Here is a 16,999-nt window from a genome sequence, read left to right as displayed (position 1 = left end):
GTCGTTCAGAGCGACTCGTCGGCGTCGCCGTCGCCGCCGTCCGGTTGGTGGCGGTCGGCGAGCGTGTCGCGGTCGGTGTCGGACTGTAGTCGACCGTCCGGGCCGTCGCTCTCCCGACGACGGACGTTCACGGGCCCCTGGGACCCGCTCGACCGGATGACGTCGAGCGCGGTCATCAGGTCCGTGCGGGTGACGAGGCCGACGAACGCGCCGTGGTCGGTCGTGAGGTCGGCACGTTCGGGGTCGCCCGCACCCTGGATGACGAGCAGGCGGCCGACGCCGCCGGACTGCATCTTGGCGAGTGCGGCCATCGCGTCCTCCTCGGGACCGATGGTGACGAGTTCGGTCGTCATCACCTCCTCGACGCGGTAGGCGTCGCGTTCGACCTCCCGGACCGAGCGGGCGTCCTCCAGCGTGACCATCCCGACGATGGCTCCGTCGCGGACGACGGGGTAGCCGGTGTGACGCTCGGTGAACATCCGGTCCAGGAGCGTCGCCACCGAGTCCTCCGCGTGAACGGTCTCGACACGCTCCGCACGGGTCATCACGTCCCGGACCCGGACGCCCTCGAACGCCGCCTTCATCATCGTCTGCTGAGCCTCCGAGGACGCGCCGATGTAGATGAACAGCGCGATGCCGGCGAGAAAGAGGTTGTTCAGCAGGAACACCCCCGAGAGGCCGAGGACGATGGCGAACAGTTTGCCCACCTCCGCCGCTATCTGGGTCGCTCGTGCGTACGTCCGGGTGCGGGCGAGCAGTGCCCGCAGGACGCGCCCACCGTCCATCGGGAACCCCGGCAGGAGGTTGAACACCGCGAGCGCGACGTTCGTCACCGCGAGGTAGCCGACGACGAACAGGAGCGCCGCCGTCGCGGCCGTCGCCTCGCTCGGCAGGGCGAACAGGCCGACGAGGAGTATCGCCCCGAGGCCGACGCTGACGACGGGGCCGGCGATGGCGATGGCGAGTTCCTCCCGCCAGTCCTCGGGCATCTCGCCGAGGTTGGCGACGCCGCCGAACAGCCACAGCGTGATGGACTCGATGGGGTAGCCATAGCGCATGGCGACGACGGAGTGGCCGAGTTCGTGGAGGAGGACGCTGGCGAACAGGCCGACGGCGGCGACGAACCCGAGGGCGAACGGGAACAGGCCCTGGGCGAACGGCCCGAGGTCGATGGTGACGCCGAGCGTCGTGCCGAGCGTCTCCCGCCACAGGTCGGTCTGTGCGCCGATGAGGTAGGCGAACAGCGGCAACACCAACAGGAACGTGAGGTCGAGTTTGATGGGGATGCCGAAGACGCTCCCGATACGGAAGCTTCGCATACCGGAGATGCGGTCCGAGCGGTATTAAGTCACAGCGTGGTCCGGGCCGCCCGCCCCCCGCGGACGGTCGTCGCCGGCCGTGACGAACGGCGGGCGACGACGGGCGTAGCGTTTTGTCTCCCCACGCCGACGCTCGCCCATGAACGACAGCGACGTCACCGACGACACCGCCCCCGACGCACCCAGACCGCTCGTCCGTCGCGCCGAACAGGTCGACTACGAGTCGGTCGGTGCGGCCGACGGGATGTCGAAAGGCGTCCTCGTCGGACCCGACGACGGCGCCCCGAACCTCGCCATCCGGCGGTTCACCCTCGACCCCGGCGCGGAGGTGCCGCCACACACCAACGAGGTCGAACACGAGCAGTACGTCATCGACGGCGAGTACACGGTGGGACTGGGCGAGGAGGAACACGTCGTCCGTGCGGGTGACTCGCTGTTCATCCCGGCGGGCGTCGTCCACTGGTACCGCAACGAGGGCGACGAGGAGGGGGCGTTCCTCTGTGCGGTCCCGAACGGCGACGACACCATCGAACTCCTCGAGGAGTGACCCGACAGCGGAGCGACGACTGAGAGTCCCGTTCTCGGGAAGACTGAGAGGAGCGTCCGCGTCGCACCGAGTCGTGCGAGCGGGAGCCCTCGAGATATCGGTGACACCATCCACCGCATCCCTCTCCCTCTCGCTCGGAGTAGACTGACCGCTCGGACGTCTCGCTCTCGTCATCCGGGCCAGTCAAGTAGCCCGACGGACTACTCCGGGGCAGACGTGTCCCAGCAGGTCGCACAGGTCGGTACGCTGTTCCTCCACGAGCGAAAGGACGACTACACGGTCGCGGTTCGCACGGACGGCCAGCGCGTGCTCCACGGTATCCTCGAACTGAAAGACACCTCGGCGGGGCCGCGTCCGGCCCGCCTTCGGGTGAAGAAGGACACCGACGAGGACCTGCGCTCGCCCGACCAGTTCGTCGAACTCGCCCGCCGCGCCGAGCGCATCCGTATCTCCGAGCAGACCGCACCGGAGAAACGCGACCGGTTACGCGAGATGCTCTCGGGCTACCAACTGGAGGCGAAGGTCGTCCGGACCTGTCGGTACTGTGCGAACGCGGGGCGCTACTCGCCGCTGACGAGCGAGACGGCCATCCTCGCCGACGACGAGTACATCTGCCCGTCGTGTGCCAAGCGCGAACTCGAACGGGAGATGAACTACCGGAACCTGCAGGCCGGTGCCCGTGACCGCCTCGAAGACCTGCTGCTCGAAGTGCAGGACTTAGAACGCATCGCCAACCTGCTGAAGGGGCGACTCGACCCCGACCTGACGAAGTTCGACGAGATATCCTCGACCGTCGAGGACGTCGACCCGGTTCCCACGAGTTCGCTCGACGTCCACCCGAACCTCAAGTCACTGATTACGGACCAGTTCGACACCTTGCTGCCCGTCCAGAGCCTCTCGGTCGAGAACGGCCTCCTGGAGGGCCAGGACCAACTCGTCGTCAGCGCGACGGCGACCGGGAAGACGCTCGTCGGCGAGATGACGGGCCTCGACCGCGTGCTGGAGGGCGAGGGGAAGATGCTCTTTCTCGTGCCGCTCGTCGCCCTCGCCAACCAGAAACACGAGCAGTTCGAGGAGAAGTACGGCCATCTCGCCAACGTCACCATCCGCGTGGGGGCCTCGCGTATCCGCGACGACGGCAACCGCTTCGACCCGACGGCGGACGTCATCGTCGGCACCTACGAGGGTATCGACCACGCCCTGCGGACGGGCAAGGACCTCGGCGATGTCGGCACCGTCGTCATCGACGAGGTCCACACGCTCGGCGAACAGGAGCGTGGCCACCGCCTCGACGGCCTCATCTCCCGCCTGAAGGAGTACACGCGGGTCAACGACGACGACACGCAGTGGGTCTACCTCTCGGCGACGGTCGGCAACCCCGAACAGCTCGCGCGGGGTCTCGACGCCCGCCTCGTCGAGTTCGAGGAACGGCCGGTCCCCATCGAACGTCACGTCACGTTCGCCGAATCGCGCGAGAAACTCGACATCGAGGACAAACTCGTCAAACGGGCGTTCGACGAGAAGTCCTCGAAGGGGTATCGCGGTCAGACCATCGTCTTCACCAACTCCAGACGCCGCTGTCACGAGATTTCACGGAAGCTCAGCTACGACAGCGCCCCGTACCACGCGGGACTGGACTACGGCCGTCGGAAGAAGGTCGAACGGATGTTCGCGGACCAGGACATCTCCGCCGTCGTCACGACGGCGGCGCTCGCGGCGGGGGTCGACTTCCCCGCCTCGCAGGTCATCTTCGACTCGCTGGCGATGGGCATCGAGTGGCTCACCGTCCAGGAGTTCCACCAGATGCTCGGCCGGGCGGGGCGGCCCGACTTCCACGACAAGGGGACGGTGTACGTCCTCGTCGAACCGGACGGCGTCTACCACAACTCGATGGAGATGAGCGAGGACGAGGTGGCGTTCAAACTCCTCAAAGGCGAGATGGAGTCCGTCGCCACGCCCTACGACGAGGCCGCCGCCGTCGAGGAGACGCTCGCCAACATCGTCGTCGCGGGCAACGGTGCGGCCCGACTCAACGAGCGGATGATCGGACAGGTGCCGACGAAACACGCGCTCGGCCGCCTGCTGGAGTACGATTTCATCGACGGCGCGACGGCGACGCCGCTGGGCCACGTCGTCTGTCGACACTTCCTCTCGCCGAACCGGGCGTTCGTCATGCTCGAAGGCATCCGCGCAGGCGACGACCCGTACGACGTCGTCGGCGACCTGGAACTGCTCGAAAACGAGAACCGCTGAGACGCCGGCTTCGGCCTGCGAGCGCCGGTCTCAGCCGAGTTTCGACGTCGCCTCGTCGAGCAGGTCCCGTGCGCGGGACGTGACCTCCTCGGTCGACCGCTCGACGCGGTAGACGCGGTCACGCGGGATGCGCGTGACCGTTCCCTCGTCGGCTTCGCCGCTGGGTTCGACGACGACCCAGTGCTCGTCGACGAACGCGACGTGTTCGTTGTCCACTTCGACTCGCTCGACGCCGTCGGGCGTCTCGTAGACGACCCGTGCGGTGCCGACGTCGACGTCCATCTACAGGCTCTGGAGGTGGACCTCGTCGTCCGTGATGGACCCGACGGCGGCCTCCTGGAGCGGGTAGGTGTCCTCGTCGCGGTCACCCCACCCGAGTTTCGACTTCACCGTCTCGGTGATGCCGGGGTCCGGGTCGACGTGCGCGGTGCCGTGTTCGACCGATACGATGCGGCCGACCTCCTCGCCGTTCGGCCCGACCACTGTCTTCCCCTCGTCACTCTCGTCGATGTCGGTTCTGGTCGACATTGCGTCGTCCACTGCACGACCGAACGGATAACCCGCTCGGCCTGCGTCCGACAGCAGTTCAAGTGCGGGTGGACACGACGGGTCGTGGGCGTCGATACCGATTAGCACCCTCGCCACACAGGTGGTCGTATGCGCCGGACCGTCGCCGTCTGTCTCGCCTGTCTGGTCGTCCTCGCTGGCTGTGGGACCGGCGGGTCGGGCGGGGCGACGGACCCGGAGACGGTGACGCCCGCGCCCGTCCCGTCCGACGCGGCGACCGAGGTTCCGAGCGAGCGAACGGTCGCGCCGGGGGTGACGACGGGTGGTGTCGTCGCGCCGACGCGACTCGTCGGTGCGCACGTCGCGGCGCTCCGCGGTCGGTCGTTCAAGACGACGCGACGGACCGTCGAGTACGCACCCGACGGGACCGTCCGCGCGTCCGTCCAGATTCGTGGGTTCGTCAGCGCCGACCGTCGACGGCTCTACCTCGACCGCCGGGCCGAGGGGACGGTCGTCGAGAGCACCGGTCTCGACGGCCGCACGGAGCAGTACATGGCGGGGACGCGGGTAGCCGAACGCGAGGTCCGGAACGGAACCGAGCGGTTCGACAGTCGACGGCGCGACCCCGGCGCTATCGTGGGGACGGTGCTGATCTCGGACCTGCTGGCGAGTTCGACGTACTCGCTCGCGTTCCACGGGATGAACTTCACCGTCGCCTCTCAGCCCGACCGCTGGTCGGCGGCGCAGTACCGACTCGTCTCGACGGGGACACCGAGTCGGGACACCGTCGTCGGTCTGGCCGGTGGCCGCGCCCGGAACCTCTCGTTCATGGCTACCGTCACCGACGACGGACTGGTAACGTGGTCACGACTGGCCTACACGGCCGAACGCGGTGGTGAGACGGTCCGAGTCGTCCGGACGGTGTCGTTCGAGGAGGTCGGAACCACCAGCGTCGAGCGACCGGCCTGGTTCGAGACCGCGACGAACGAGTCGACCGTGACACGAACCACGCCCGAGACCCAGACTGCACCCGCTCGCGGTGACCCGCCGCGTCCGTCGTTCGGTGCGGTCTCCCGAGACCTGTGGTTCTCTGTGCCGCCAGCGCACCGAGCAGTTAGGACGTGACGACCGCGCTCTACGCCAGCGGCGTTCGTTCGACGACGGTGCCGTCGTAGGTGGGGTACTGCTCGACGATCTCGCCCTCGCACCGTTTTCTTCGTCGGGTGCGCTCACACGGTTCGCGCACCACTCCTCGAAAACCCTGCACGAAAAAGGCCGGAAGCTCGCTATCGCTCGCTTCCGGAGGAACGGCCTTCAGGACAGCTACGCCAGCGGCGTTCGTTCGACGACGGTGCCGTCGTAGGTGGGGTACTGCTCGACGATCTCGCCCTTCTCGGCGTCGCCGTCCTGTACCATCTCTTCGAGCAGCCACCACGCCAGTTCGACGTGGCTCTCCTTGACGACGTAGAACTCCTCGGGGACACCGAGCGCCGCCAGTTCGGGCTCGGTGAGCCACGTCTTGCCGTAGACGAGCGTCCCGTCGTCGGTCACCTCGTCGAACTCTCGGCCGATGTTCTCGGCCATGCGCTTGAGCCGCGAGCGGTGCTGGGCGGCGTCCTTGAAGACGCTCGTACAGAAGTAGACCTTCGGGTGATCGCCCATCTCCTCGAGGACGCCGTGGCTCCCCTCGACGGCGCTCATGTGGCCCTCGCGGAGTTCGAACCCCTCCTGTTGCATCCGCTCGTAGTTCCCGTCGGACATCTCGAACTCGTTGACGTTGCAGAAGTCGGCCGCCCCCTCGTCGAGGAAGTCCAGGAACTCCGTCTCGCCGCGGATGCCCGGAATCTCGAAGGCGGGGGTCAGCCCCTCCTCGCGGGCGACGTAGAGAATCTCCTCCCACTCGGTGCCGTGGAGGTCGCCCCACTGCTCGTAGGGGGGGTGGAAGCGAATCTCGTCGAGACCCGCTTCGCTCAGGCGGCGCATGTTCTCGCGGCCGCCGGTGATGCCCGTGTAGAGGTGGGTGTGGTGGTCCTCGCCGAACTCGTCTTTCAGCAGGCGGAGGTACCGACAGGTCTTCTCCATCGCCTCCTGGGGTTCGCCGCCCGTGATGGAGGTACCCAGCGCCGACATGCGCTTGGCCTCGGTGATGACGTCCTCGTCGGACTCGACGGGCCGCTCGTTGGCGTAGGTCTGGGTGACGTTCTTGCGGTTCTCACCCAGCGGGCAGTAGAAACAGTCGCGTTGGTCACAGTAGCCGTAGACGAACAGTACCATCTTGCCGCCTTTCGCGCACTGTTCACAGCCCTTGGACAGCATTCTGCTCCACGATTCGGTGTCGAGCGGGAAAAGCCGTGCGTTCCGGGCGACGGTGTGGGTCGTGGTGTCGCGGTCCTCGCCGGCTCAGCTCAGGATGAGCGGGCCGACGGTGAGCGTCTGTTTCGCCAGCGTCGCCAGTCGGAGGATGTAGGCGGTGAACACGAGGAAGGGGACGACGGAGACGGCGAACGCGGCGCTGACCAGCCACAGCATGTTGTCGAAGCCGAGGAACGTACCGGGGAGCGTGTTCGGTTCGGTGAAGAGGACCATCCCGCCAGCGACGATGAGCGCGGGAATCGAGGCGTAGAGGATGGCCCGCGAGAGTTTGACGAGCGCCCACTGGATGTAGAGCACCTTGATGTACTCCCGGACGGGGCCGTACATCGTCACGGCCTCCAGCATCTCGCGGAACGCGGTCCGCTCGTCGTCGCTCAGACTCTCTTCGTGGTCTTCGCCCAGTCGCCGGATGTCGAACATCTTCTTCGCGTAGTTGAAGTCCAGTGCGGGTGAGACGACGGTGAACGTCCCGAAGTCGGCGTCTTCGAGGTCGTCGTAGGCCGTCTCGGCGTTGTCGACGAGGTCCTCGACGTAGAGGTCGACCCGTTCTCGGAGTTGCTCGTCGTCGTTGCCCGCGACCGTCTCCCGGAGCGTGACCGCCCGCTCCTCACAGGTCTCGATGAGCTTTCGCGTCAGTTCGACCGGCGAGGCGGGCGTCACCGTGCCGAACAGTTCGTCGGTGTTCTGATAGAAGTCCATCGTCGAGTCCATGCGCTCGCGCTGGGTGCCGAGCGACCCGATCTCCTGGGAGAGTACGAGCTGGTTGATGGAGACGACGAGCGTCGTGGAGGTGATGATGGCCCCGACGAGACCGGAGAACACCGTCTCGACCATGTCGCCGCTCGTCATCATCGCCCGGAGCGAGGTGGATTCGAGCACCCCCAACAGCATGAACGAGCAGAAGACGACGAACGCGAACCCGGCGACGAGCACCGACCGGTTCAGATCGATGAGGACCCAGAACACGTACCGGTTGACGTCCGTCCGTTTCCGGAGGTGGCTCGGGGCCGCCAGTTCGAGGTCCTCGTCACTCATCGTACACCGGCCGTTTCAGCACGAGGAGCTTCGTCCCGCCCTTGTCGTAGCTCAGCGTCGCGGTCAGCTCCCACCCCTCGGCCCCGAGTTCGTTGAGTTCGGCCGTCGGGTCGACGACCTCTCGTTTGGTCAGTCCCTTCGACGGTTCGATGCTCTTGTACTCCCACTTCGGGGGTCGGTCGGTCGCCATGACTCCCTGTTCCGAGGACGCTCACTTAGGGTCGCCCGTTGCTCACTCGTGGGTCGCCGGTCGTTGCCCCTGGCTCCGACCCGGTCGCGTCACTCGTCGTCGGCGCTCGGGCTTCGTGGACTCGACCCGAGTCCCTCGGCGGCGGTGACGCGGGGGGTGATTCGCCGGTCGTGGACGAGTTCGGTGAAGACGATGCGGACGAACTGGACCATCAGCACCATCAGGAGCGGGCCGAGGAACAGCCCGTACCACCCGAACAGCGTCGTCCCGAGGACGTACGCGAAGATGGTCAGTCCGACGTGGATGGTCCGGCCGGCGACGTACGGCTGGACGAACGTCTGGGGGATGATGTCCAGGACGAGAAACGAGACGACGAGGAAGCCGAGCGGATAGACGAACGAGGGGTCGCCCCGCGCCGCGACGGCCACGAGATAGGCCGCGATAGGGACGTAGACCAGTTTGCCGACGACCAGCGGGACGAGGCTGGCGACGCCGGTGAGCAACGCGAGCGCCGTCGGGAACGGAATCGTCAGCCCAGCCGGTGCGAGGGCGTTGAACCCGTTGTAGACGACCACCGAGAGGACGGCGATGGCCAGCGCCGTCAGCGTGTTCCCGAGGTAGACCGACTCGAGGTCGCGGTCGACCGCCGAGAGGTAGCCGTAGGCGGCCGACCGTTCGTCGCCCACCTCCGAGCGGAACCAGCCGGCGACGCGGTGGTCGTCTCGTACGAGGAAGTAGACGAACGCCAGTGCGAGGGAGAGCCGTATCAGGACGGCGGTCGCCGTCCCGAAGAGGGTGCTCCCGACCCGCAGGGCGTCCCGCTGGCGGAGCATCGAGACGAGTTCGCGGGGGTTGGCGACGAGCCGCGAGACGTCGAGGTACGGCTGGACGAGTGCGACGACTCGCTCGGTGGAGACCGCTCCGATCTCGATGGCGAGTCGGGCGGCGAGATAGCCCACCAGGAGCACCAGCGGGAGTGCGACCACCAGGAGCGTGGCGGTCGCGGCCAGTCCCGAGGAGTCGACCCGGCGCTCGATGCGGCGGTCGACCGGCCGGACCGCGTAGTAGACGAACAGTCCGAAGACGAACGCGCCGAGGAACTGTCGGACGGCGACGAACAGTACCGCCGCCAGTACGATGCCGAGGAGCCACCACGCGAGTCGTGACCGGTCGGTGTCGTCGATGATGTCGTTCATGATGGTGAGTGGTGTCGGTCGTACGGACGTCGGTCCTCGTTCGAGCGCAGCACGGTTAGACCGCCGGGATGCCGAACGCCTCGAACGGCACCGTCGTGACCAGCGCGAGGAGGTAGAGCGTGGCGACGGCGACGAGCCACGAGGCGACACCGGCCGGGACGGCCGTCACGATGCCGCCGTCGTACCGGACGTAGAGGACGAGTATCCAGACGAGCAGGGCGACGAGCGCACCGGCGAACGGGGTGACGCTCGCCTCCGAGACCTGAAGCCCGTAGCTGACGAGCGCCCAGACCGCCGCGCTGATGACCGTCGACACTACCGCGTGGACGAACGACGGATGCTGGTCGGAGACGACTCTGATACCGACGTAGTTGCCCACGCCGCCGACGAGGACGCTCACGACGAACACCAGGACGGTCCCGGTCAGTATCGTCGTCCCGTCGAGCGCTGCCTGGCCAATCGCCGTGGGAACCGCCATACGTCACGTGCAGTCGGCCGTCGGATAACGCTGGGGCTTGTCTCTGGGCTACTCGGTCGGGGTGCCGTAGCGGCCGGTGAACGTCGTCTCGCCGACGACCGTCCCGTCGAGCGCGTCCCGGACGGCCTCAGGGTCGGCCCCCGGTTCGACGCCCAGCGGTTCGGAGAGGCCGTACAACTGGAACCGGTAGAGGTGTTCCTCGCCCTCGGGCGGGCACGGGCCGGTGTAGCCGACGCTGCCGGCGTCGTTGGTCCCCTGTGAGACGGTGGGCGGTTCGCCCTCGCTCTCGACCTCGGTCAACGAGACGGTGGCCTGCTTGCGGACGTCCTGTGGGATGGATTCGAGTGTCGGCGGCACGTCCCACAGCGTCCAGTGGACGTACGGTTCGGGGCCGGCGTCCGGGTCGTCCATCACGAGCGCGAGCGTCTCGATGGCGTCGCCGGTCTCGATGACGATGAGTTCCGGCGAGACGTTCTCCCCGTCGCAGGTGTAACGCGGTCGTATCGCGTTGCTGTCGACCGCCGGGATGTCGAAGGTGAGCGTCGCCCCGAGCGTCGGCTGTTCCGCCGTGCTGCCCGAGTCGTTCCCCTCCGTCGTCCCGGTCGAACACCCCGACACTGCCGCGGTCACGCCGGTCGCGGCCGCGAGGAAGGCCCGTCGGTCCATACCCACGGTTCGACCGGCCCACCCTTGAAGGGAGACGGTTCCGGCGACCGACGCACGCCGACCGGCGGTGGTTTGTATCCACGGGACCTCCCGTCGACGTATGGACGGACCCACACGCGACGTGCGCCTCGACCGGCGGCGACTCCTCGCCGGTGTGGGCGCGACCGGCGTCACCGCGCTCGCGGGCTGTCTCGGCGTCCTGACGGGCGACGAACCGGCACGATTCGGTGCCAGCGCCGCGACGGTCCCCGACTCGACGCTCGCCGCGACGGGGTACGGCCACCACCGTACCAGCGAGTCCCCGGTGACTCGAACCTACGAGGTCGCCGGGCAGAGCCGCGACGTCGAGGCGACGAACGTCGTCGCGGAGTACGAACGCGCCGTCGAGATACCGCTCGTCGGCCGGTTCCGCGCGGCGGTGTTCGCCGCGCTCTCGACGCCGCAGGTCGCGGTGCTCGGCGAGACGTTCAACCCCGTCGGCGAGATGTCGACCGACGAACTGCTGGCGATGGTCCAGGAACGCTACGAGGCGCTTCGGGACCTCCGTCGGGAGAGCGAGCGCCGCGTCACGGTGCTCGGCGAGGAGACGCGAGCGACGCGCTACGCCGGAACCGCGCTGTTGCTGGGCGGGGACGTCCGCGTCGAGATATTCCTCACCATCACCGAAGCCGTCGCGGCGGGCGGGGACTTCGTCCTCGGCATCGGGGCGTACCCGCGGGTGCTCGACGACCGTGACGAGGTGACGGCGATGCTGGAGTCGATTCGTCACGAGGGGTGACCTCCCGCCCCCGGTAGTGCCGACCGCTCGCGCCCTCGGGACGAACTGCTCCCATGGACGTGGTGCTCCGAAGCGATGGTCTTCGCGTGCTCCTGGCCCGCCCGCTGACACTCGACGAACTCCGAAGAGACGAGTCGTCCGTCCGGTTTCTCGACGATACAGACCGTCGACTCGCCGAACGACCAGCCATCGAGCGTGAGACTGGTGTTCGAGTGCGGGTCGAGGTTCGTGTCGTGGGCCGGTCGCCCTCGAACCCTGCGACGCCAACCCCGAAACTCATTACCGCCCAACCGCCTACCTTCTCGCAATGCTGTTGGTCCTCTGTGTCGACCTCGACGACGACCTCGGGCGGAAGACGGGCTTTTCGACGCCCGTCGTCGGCCGCGACGCCGTCGAGGAGGCCGCGGTCGCCCTCGCCACCGCCGACCCCGAGGACTCCGACGTCAACGTGCTGTTCGAGGGCGTCCACCTCTACGACCAGTTCGACGAGGAGGAACGGGAGGTGGCCGTCGTCACGGGGACGAACGGCAGTGACGTCGCCGCCAACCGCAAGGTCGGCGAGGAGGTCGACACCGTTCTCGCGCGCCTGACGACGGGACAGGACGTGCAGGCCGTCGTCGTCACCGACGGCGCACAGGACGAGTCCGTCATCCCGGTCATCCGCTCGCGGGTGCCCATCGACGGCGTTCGCCGCGTCGTCGTCAGGCAGGCCCAGGACCTCGAATCGATGTACTACACCATCAAGCAGGTGCTCGACGACCCCGAGACGCGCGGGACCATCCTCGTCCCGCTGGGTATCCTCCTGTTGGTCTACCCGCTCATCATCGTCGCCGAACTCCTCGACCTGCCGGCCGTGACGTTCGGTGTCGTCTCGGGCCTCCTGGGGCTCTACCTGCTGGGCCGGGGCCTGGGCGTCGAACGGGCCGTCGACCGACTCGTCGACCGGGCACGGACCGGGTTGTACGCCGGTCGCGTGACGCTCGTCACCTACGTCGTCGCCGCCGCGTTGCTCGTCATCGGCGGTGCGGGCGGCGTCGAGGAGGTGGCGACGGTCCGTCAGACCGGCGGTGAGGTCGGCGTCCTCCGGAGCGGTGTCGCTCTCGTCAACGGTGCCATCGTCTGGTTCGCCGCCGCCGGCGTCGTCGCCAGTCTGGGACGCATCACCGACGAGTACCTCCACGAGCGGTTCAGGTGGCGCTACTGTAACGCGCCGTTCTACGTCCTCGCCATCGCCGCGGTGCTGGAGGGGGTCACGGCGTACTTCCTCCAGTACAGCGACGCGGCGTACCTCGCCGGGGCGCTCACCGTCGGGACGCTCCTGGGCGTCGTGAGTACGCTCGTGTTCGCCGTCGCCGAGGCACGCCTCTCGCGGCGGGCCGAACCGACCGCCTGAGCCACTACCGGAGACGAGCCTCCAACCACCCGTACGGGGGACCGCTTCGGCACCAACGCCTTTGCTCGTGGTCGGCGAACGACCGGTATGCCACTCGACACGACCGAGGAGGCCTGGCAGAGCGCGGCCGACGCGTCGACCTACCGAGACGCGGTTCGCCAGTATCTCGCGGACCACACGGGCGTCGCCTACCACGACCGGGAACTCGCCGACGCGGTGATGGGCACCTCGTGGGCGGAACGAGGCGACGGCGGCGTCACGACCACCGACGCGCTCACCGACCTCGTCCACACCCAGTTCCTCCACGACCAGCTCGACGAACTCGTCCGTGCGGGCCACGTCACCGCCCGGAACGTCCCGGCCGCGCGACTCGGCGACGAACCGATTCCGGCCGACTGGGACCACGTCACCTACTACGCCTGCGCCGAGTGAGGCTCACTCCGACGTGTCGTCGTCGCCGTCCGCGTCCGTTCCGTCCAGGGTTCCGTCCTCGGTGACCACGCCGTCGACACGGTCACGGCCGCGTCGGGCCGGGTCGCGTGCGGCGGGGTCACCGTAGCCACCGCCGCCGGGCGTCCGGACGACGACGGTCGACTCCGCCGGAACGTCCCGCGTCACCTTCGCCGGGAGGACCGCCCGGTCGCCGTCCGGTCGGACCACGACGTTCTCACCCGTCCCGCCGGGAGCGCCGCCGGCCCGGCCCTGTGGCGCGTGGCGGCGGCGCTCGGTCAGCAGCGAGACGGTCGCCGGTTCCAGCACGCGAACGGCGCGTTCGAGTCCCAGTCCGCCGCGGTACTCGCCGTCGCCGCCGCTGTCGGGGCGAAACCCGTATCGCTCGACCCGGAGCGGGTACGCGAGTTCCAGCGCCTCGACCGGCGTGTTGAGCGTGTTCGTCATCCCCACCTGGACGCCGTCCATCCCGTCACGGTCCGAGCGTGCTCCGAACCCGCCGCCAACGGTCTCGTAGTAGGCGAACGAGCCGTCCCGTGCGCCGACGGTGAGGTTGTTCATCGTCCCCTGTCCCTGTGCGGGGACGCGCTCGGGGACCGCCTCGGCGAGCGCCTCGAACACCACGTCGGTGACGCGCTGGCTGGTCTCGACGTTCCCGCCGACGACGGCGGCGGGCGGTTTCGGGTCGAGCAGGCTCCCCTCGGGTATCCGGACGGTGATCGGGTCGTAACAGCCCTGGTTCGGCGGTATCTCGGGGTCCGTGACCGCCCGGACCGCGAAGTAGACGGCGCTGTGAGCGACCGCACGCGGGGCGTTGCAGTTGCCGGTCACCTGGTCGGCTGTCCCCGTGAAGTCCACCGACAGGGAGTCGCCGTCGACGGTCACCGACGCGACGACGGGGACGTCCTCGTCGGTCCGGCCGTCGCCTTCGAGCACGTCTTCGGCCTCGTAGGTGCCGTCGGGGAGGTCCCCGAGTGCACTGGTCGTTCGCTCCCGAGAGTAGTCGACGACGGCGTCGAACGCCTCGTCGAGGGGGTGGTCGTCGTTCGCGGCGAGTTCGCGGAGTCGGTCGGCACCGCGCTCGTTGGCCGCGAGTTGTGCCCGCAGGTCCGCCCGTCGTTCGTCGGGGTTGCGGACGTTCGCCAGCAGCAGGTCGATCACGTCTTCGACCCGTTCGCCACCGCGCTGGAGACGGACGGGCGGGATGCGGACGCCTTCCTCGTAGATGGCGGCCGCGCCGGCTGGCATGCTCCCCGGTGTGGCTCCGCCCACGTCGGCGTGGTGGGCGCGAGAGACGGCGTAGCCGAGTCGGTCGCCGCTCTCGCTACCGCCGTCGCGGCCACCGTCATCGCTCGTCGCTCCGACCGGTGAGACCATCGTCACGTCCGGCAGATGCGTTCCCCCCGCGAACGGGTCGTTGAGGACCCAGACGTCGCCCGCTCGCGGGTCACGCTCCAGCACCGCGTCGACGGCGGCGGGCATCGCCCCGAGGTGGACCGGGATGTGTTCGGCCTGCGCGACGAGACGGCCGTCGGCGTCGAACAGCGCCGTCGAGCAGTCCCGGCGCTCCTTGATGTTCGGCGAGTACGCCCCGCGAATCAGTACCTGACCCATCTCCTCGGCGACACCTTCGAGGCGGTTGCGGAACACCTCCAGCGCGATGGGGTCCATCACCGATCCCCTCCGGAGATGTCGGATGCCTCCCCGCCCGTCCCGGCCGAGTCGCCCCCGTCCGAACCACGCGTGAGGACGAGCGCCCCGTCCTCGCGGACCTTCGCGTCCCACCCCGGCGGCACGACGACGGTGCTCTCGGCCTGCTCACAGACCGCGGGTCCGTCGAGCGTCTCGCCGACCGGCAGGCGCTCGCGGTCGTAGACCGACGTCCCGCGTGGCTCCTCGTCGAACCACACGTCGCGGGTGTCGACGCGTGCCGCCTCGACGCTCGCCCCGCCAGCGTACGACCGGGTGACCGACCGTCGGTCGGCGACGCCCTCGGCCCGCAGCGTGACGAGTTCGACCGGGTCGTCGAGTCGGTAGCCTGCCCGGCGCTCGTGAACGGCGTGGAACCGCTCGGCGACCGTCTCGGGGGCGAACGGCCGAGCGAGGTCGACGGCCAACTCGAAGCTCTGGCCGGCGTAGCGACAGTCCGCCGCGAACGACACCGCGAGTCCCTCGGGGGCCTCACTCGCCGCCCGCACCTCCTCGGCGAGGGTGTCGAGCGTCGTTTCGACCGTCTCGGCGTCGGCGTCGGCGAGCCGTCGGGGTGTCGTCCGGGCGGCGTCGTGGCGCTCGTCGGCGACGAGCAGGCCGAACGCCGAGAGGACGCCACCGGTCTGTGGAACGACGACGCGTTCGACGCCCAACTCGGCGGCCAGCGCGGCCGCGAACATCGGCCCCGCGCCGCCGAAGCCGACCAGCGAGAACTCCCGTGGGTCCTCGCCGCGCTCGACGGTCACCGCCCGGACCGCCCGCGTCATCGTCGCCGTCACGACGCGAACCACACCGCGGGCGGCGTCGAGCGGCCCGTCGAGGTCCGCCTCGGCCGCGAGGTCCGTCAGCACCGTCTCGGCGGCGTCGGCGTCGAGTGCCAACTCGCCGCCGAGCGCGGTGGCCGCCCCGAGGTAGCCGAGCGCCAGCGCCGCGTCGGTGACGGTGGGGTCGGTGCCGCCGTCGCCGTAGCACGCTGGGCCGGGGGTCGAACCGGCGGACTGTGGTCCGACGCGGAGCGCCCCACCGTCGTCGACCCACGCGACGGAGCCACCGCCCGCGCCGACGGTGGTCACGTCGACCATCGGGACGCGGATGGGTCGGTCGGCGACGGTCCCCTCGGTGGTGCGCTCGACGGTGCCGTCCCGAACGATACCGACGTCGCTGGAGGTGCCACCCATATCGAACGTGACGAGGTCCCCGGCGTCGGCCGCACCCGCCCCGACGACGCCCGCCGCCGGCCCGGAGAGCGCCGTCGTGACCGCTCGCTCGCGGACGGTCCGGGCGTCGGCGACGCCCCCGTTCGACTGCATCACCCGCGGGACCGGAAGCCCGTGTTCCGTGGCTCTCGATTCGAGCCGCGAGAGGTAGGCGTCGATGACCGGCGTCACGTAGGCGTTGGCCGCCGTCGTCGCGGTTCGCTCGTACTCGCGGAACTCCGCGAGTACCTCGTGGGAGACCGAGACCGGCACGTCGAGGCGTTCACGGAGGCCCTCGGCGACCCGACGCTCGTTCTCGGGGTGGGCGTAGGCGTGGAGCAGACAGACCGCGACGCTCTCGGCGTCGGCCGCCTCGATGCGGTCGGCGACGTGCCCGACGTCGTCGTCCCGTACCTCGTGTTCGATGCCCTCCGGCGTGGCGCGTTCCTCGACTCCGAACCGTCGACGTCGCGGAACCAACGGGTCGGGGAGCGTCGCGTCGAGGTCGTAGAGCGAGGGCCGGTCCTGCCGGCGGATTTCGAGGACGTCGCGGAAGCCGGCGGTCGTCACGAGTGCCGTCCGCGCCCCGTCGTCTTCGAGCAGTGCGTTCGTCGAGACGGTCGTCGCGTGGTCGAAGCTCTCGACCGTCTCGGGGGCGACACCCGCTCGCTCGCAGGCCTTCTCGACACCGGCGATGACGCCCTCGCTCTGGTCGGGCGTCGACGGGACCTTCGCCGTCGTCAGGCCGTCGTCGGTGGCGAGCACCACGTCGGTGAACGTGCCACCGACGTCCACGCCGAGTCGCGGGCCGGTCACGGGTGGCCCTCCGCCGAGTCACGTGCTGTCATCCCTCGTCGCTACCGGGCGGGTGTCGAAAGAGATGACGGGTGTGTGGTCGCTCGCCGCGA

17 protein-coding genes are annotated in these 16,999 nt (G+C 69.0%); 6 read left to right on the top strand and 11 right to left on the bottom strand.

All coding sequences use genetic code 11. The features are described 5' to 3' along the window. Nucleotides 1–5: 5 nt before the first annotated feature. Nucleotides 6–1,319 carry a site-2 protease family protein gene (locus GQS65_RS08405; RefSeq protein ID WP_158204183.1) on the bottom strand — a complete coding sequence of 438 codons (1,314 nt, stop codon included), beginning with the start codon at nucleotides 1,317–1,319 and terminating at the stop codon, nucleotides 6–8. A 139-nt stretch (nucleotides 1,320–1,458) separates the two neighbouring features. Between GQS65_RS08405 and GQS65_RS08400 the strand changes: the two genes are divergently transcribed. Both GQS65_RS08400 and GQS65_RS08395 read left to right on the top strand, forming a co-directional pair. After that, complete coding sequence (locus tag GQS65_RS08400) at nucleotides 1,459–1,866, top strand: cupin domain-containing protein (protein ID WP_158204182.1); 408 nt, start codon at nucleotides 1,459–1,461, stop codon at nucleotides 1,864–1,866. Between the two features lie 216 nt (nucleotides 1,867–2,082). Then, nucleotides 2,083–4,119, top strand: coding sequence for a DEAD/DEAH box helicase (locus GQS65_RS08395; protein WP_368279972.1), 2,037 nt, complete (start codon nucleotides 2,083–2,085; stop codon nucleotides 4,117–4,119). 30 nt (nucleotides 4,120–4,149) lie between these two features. Here the strand turns inward: GQS65_RS08395 and GQS65_RS08390 are convergent, their stop codons facing one another. Next, the gene (locus GQS65_RS08390; protein WP_158204181.1) at nucleotides 4,150–4,401 is read right to left on the bottom strand and encodes a hypothetical protein; all 252 of its coding nucleotides are present in this window, start codon (nucleotides 4,399–4,401) and stop codon (nucleotides 4,150–4,152) included. Beyond that, a complete protein-coding gene (locus GQS65_RS08385; RefSeq protein ID WP_158204180.1) occupies nucleotides 4,402–4,647 on the bottom strand; it encodes a PRC-barrel domain containing protein in 246 nt (81 codons plus the stop codon). 129 nt (nucleotides 4,648–4,776) lie between these two features. Between GQS65_RS08385 and GQS65_RS08380 the strand changes: the two genes are divergently transcribed. Further along, entirely contained in the window at nucleotides 4,777–5,751 is a 975-nt protein-coding gene (locus tag GQS65_RS08380; protein ID WP_158204179.1) for a hypothetical protein, read from the top strand. 198 nt (nucleotides 5,752–5,949) lie between these two features. Here the strand turns inward: GQS65_RS08380 and GQS65_RS08375 are convergent, their stop codons facing one another. The 6 genes from GQS65_RS08375 to GQS65_RS08350 all read right to left on the bottom strand — a co-directional run bounded on the left by GQS65_RS08375 (nucleotide 5,950) and on the right by GQS65_RS08350 (nucleotide 10,564). Next, complete coding sequence (locus GQS65_RS08375) at nucleotides 5,950–6,942, bottom strand: radical SAM protein (RefSeq protein ID WP_158204178.1); 993 nt, start codon at nucleotides 6,940–6,942, stop codon at nucleotides 5,950–5,952. An 84-nt stretch (nucleotides 6,943–7,026) separates the two neighbouring features. Further along, nucleotides 7,027–8,034, bottom strand: a complete 1,008-nt coding sequence (locus GQS65_RS08370; RefSeq protein ID WP_158204177.1) for a hypothetical protein — start codon at nucleotides 8,032–8,034, stop codon at nucleotides 7,027–7,029. Beyond that, nucleotides 8,027–8,224, bottom strand: coding sequence for a DUF4177 domain-containing protein (locus GQS65_RS08365; RefSeq protein ID WP_158204176.1), 198 nt, complete (start codon nucleotides 8,222–8,224; stop codon nucleotides 8,027–8,029). The genes GQS65_RS08370 and GQS65_RS08365 overlap by 8 nt, the downstream gene beginning before the upstream one ends. Nucleotides 8,225–8,313: 89 nt before the next feature. Continuing rightward, the gene (locus GQS65_RS08360) at nucleotides 8,314–9,420 is read right to left on the bottom strand and encodes an AI-2E family transporter (RefSeq protein WP_158204175.1); all 1,107 of its coding nucleotides are present in this window, start codon (nucleotides 9,418–9,420) and stop codon (nucleotides 8,314–8,316) included. A gap of 55 nt (nucleotides 9,421–9,475) precedes the next feature. Continuing rightward, nucleotides 9,476–9,898: a hypothetical protein gene (locus GQS65_RS08355; protein ID WP_158204174.1), complete on the bottom strand. Its 423-nt coding sequence runs from the start codon at nucleotides 9,896–9,898 to the stop codon at nucleotides 9,476–9,478. Between the two features lie 48 nt (nucleotides 9,899–9,946). Next, nucleotides 9,947–10,564, bottom strand: coding sequence for a YbhB/YbcL family Raf kinase inhibitor-like protein (locus tag GQS65_RS08350; RefSeq protein WP_158204173.1), 618 nt, complete (start codon nucleotides 10,562–10,564; stop codon nucleotides 9,947–9,949). A gap of 100 nt (nucleotides 10,565–10,664) precedes the next feature. On the opposite strand from GQS65_RS08350, the gene GQS65_RS08345 reads away from it, so the two are divergent. From GQS65_RS08345 to GQS65_RS08335, 3 genes are all read left to right on the top strand, one after another. Beyond that, nucleotides 10,665–11,342 (top strand): DUF6517 family protein, encoded by a 678-nt coding sequence (locus GQS65_RS08345; RefSeq protein ID WP_158204172.1) that lies wholly within the window; start codon nucleotides 10,665–10,667, stop codon nucleotides 11,340–11,342. 307 nt (nucleotides 11,343–11,649) lie between these two features. Beyond that, entirely contained in the window at nucleotides 11,650–12,735 is a 1,086-nt protein-coding gene (locus GQS65_RS08340; RefSeq protein ID WP_158204171.1) for a DUF373 family protein, read from the top strand. 87 nt (nucleotides 12,736–12,822) lie between these two features. After that, nucleotides 12,823–13,167 (top strand): hypothetical protein, encoded by a 345-nt coding sequence (locus tag GQS65_RS08335; RefSeq protein WP_158204170.1) that lies wholly within the window; start codon nucleotides 12,823–12,825, stop codon nucleotides 13,165–13,167. 3 nt (nucleotides 13,168–13,170) lie between these two features. Here the strand turns inward: GQS65_RS08335 and GQS65_RS08330 are convergent, their stop codons facing one another. Together GQS65_RS08330 and GQS65_RS08325 are read right to left on the bottom strand one after the other, a co-directional pair. After that, nucleotides 13,171–14,856 carry a hydantoinase B/oxoprolinase family protein gene (locus GQS65_RS08330; RefSeq protein WP_158204169.1) on the bottom strand — a complete coding sequence of 562 codons (1,686 nt, stop codon included), beginning with the start codon at nucleotides 14,854–14,856 and terminating at the stop codon, nucleotides 13,171–13,173. Beyond that, a complete protein-coding gene (locus tag GQS65_RS08325; protein ID WP_368279970.1) occupies nucleotides 14,856–16,907 on the bottom strand; it encodes a hydantoinase/oxoprolinase family protein in 2,052 nt (683 codons plus the stop codon). Before GQS65_RS08325 ends, GQS65_RS08330 begins: the two co-directional genes overlap by 1 nt. Nucleotides 16,908–16,999 lie beyond the last annotated feature (92 nt).

Origin of the sequence: Halomarina oriensis (assembly GCF_009791395.1) — an archaeon.
GTDB classification, from domain to species: domain Archaea; phylum Halobacteriota; class Halobacteria; order Halobacteriales; family Haloarculaceae; genus Halomarina; species Halomarina oriensis.
The sequence above is the reverse complement of the archived record's forward strand: the minus strand, read 5'-3'. Positions and strand labels throughout refer to the sequence as shown.

Coding starts and splice junctions, on each gene's coding strand:
- GQS65_RS08405 (WP_158204183.1), bottom strand. CDS start 1,319: ATGCGAAGCTTCCGTATCGGGAGCGTCTTCGGCATCCCCATCAAACTC.
- GQS65_RS08400 (WP_158204182.1), top strand. CDS start 1,459: ATGAACGACAGCGACGTCACCGACGACACCGCCCCCGACGCACCCAGA.
- GQS65_RS08390 (WP_158204181.1), bottom strand. CDS start 4,401: ATGGACGTCGACGTCGGCACCGCACGGGTCGTCTACGAGACGCCCGAC.
- GQS65_RS08385 (WP_158204180.1), bottom strand. CDS start 4,647: ATGTCGACCAGAACCGACATCGACGAGAGTGACGAGGGGAAGACAGTG.
- GQS65_RS08380 (WP_158204179.1), top strand. CDS start 4,777: ATGCGCCGGACCGTCGCCGTCTGTCTCGCCTGTCTGGTCGTCCTCGCT.
- GQS65_RS08375 (WP_158204178.1), bottom strand. CDS start 6,942: ATGCTGTCCAAGGGCTGTGAACAGTGCGCGAAAGGCGGCAAGATGGTA.
- GQS65_RS08370 (WP_158204177.1), bottom strand. CDS start 8,034: ATGAGTGACGAGGACCTCGAACTGGCGGCCCCGAGCCACCTCCGGAAA.
- GQS65_RS08365 (WP_158204176.1), bottom strand. CDS start 8,224: ATGGCGACCGACCGACCCCCGAAGTGGGAGTACAAGAGCATCGAACCG.
- GQS65_RS08360 (WP_158204175.1), bottom strand. CDS start 9,420: ATGAACGACATCATCGACGACACCGACCGGTCACGACTCGCGTGGTGG.
- GQS65_RS08355 (WP_158204174.1), bottom strand. CDS start 9,898: ATGGCGGTTCCCACGGCGATTGGCCAGGCAGCGCTCGACGGGACGACG.
- GQS65_RS08350 (WP_158204173.1), bottom strand. CDS start 10,564: ATGGACCGACGGGCCTTCCTCGCGGCCGCGACCGGCGTGACCGCGGCA.
- GQS65_RS08345 (WP_158204172.1), top strand. CDS start 10,665: ATGGACGGACCCACACGCGACGTGCGCCTCGACCGGCGGCGACTCCTC.
- GQS65_RS08340 (WP_158204171.1), top strand. CDS start 11,650: ATGCTGTTGGTCCTCTGTGTCGACCTCGACGACGACCTCGGGCGGAAG.
- GQS65_RS08335 (WP_158204170.1), top strand. CDS start 12,823: ATGCCACTCGACACGACCGAGGAGGCCTGGCAGAGCGCGGCCGACGCG.
- GQS65_RS08330 (WP_158204169.1), bottom strand. CDS start 14,856: ATGGACCCCATCGCGCTGGAGGTGTTCCGCAACCGCCTCGAAGGTGTC.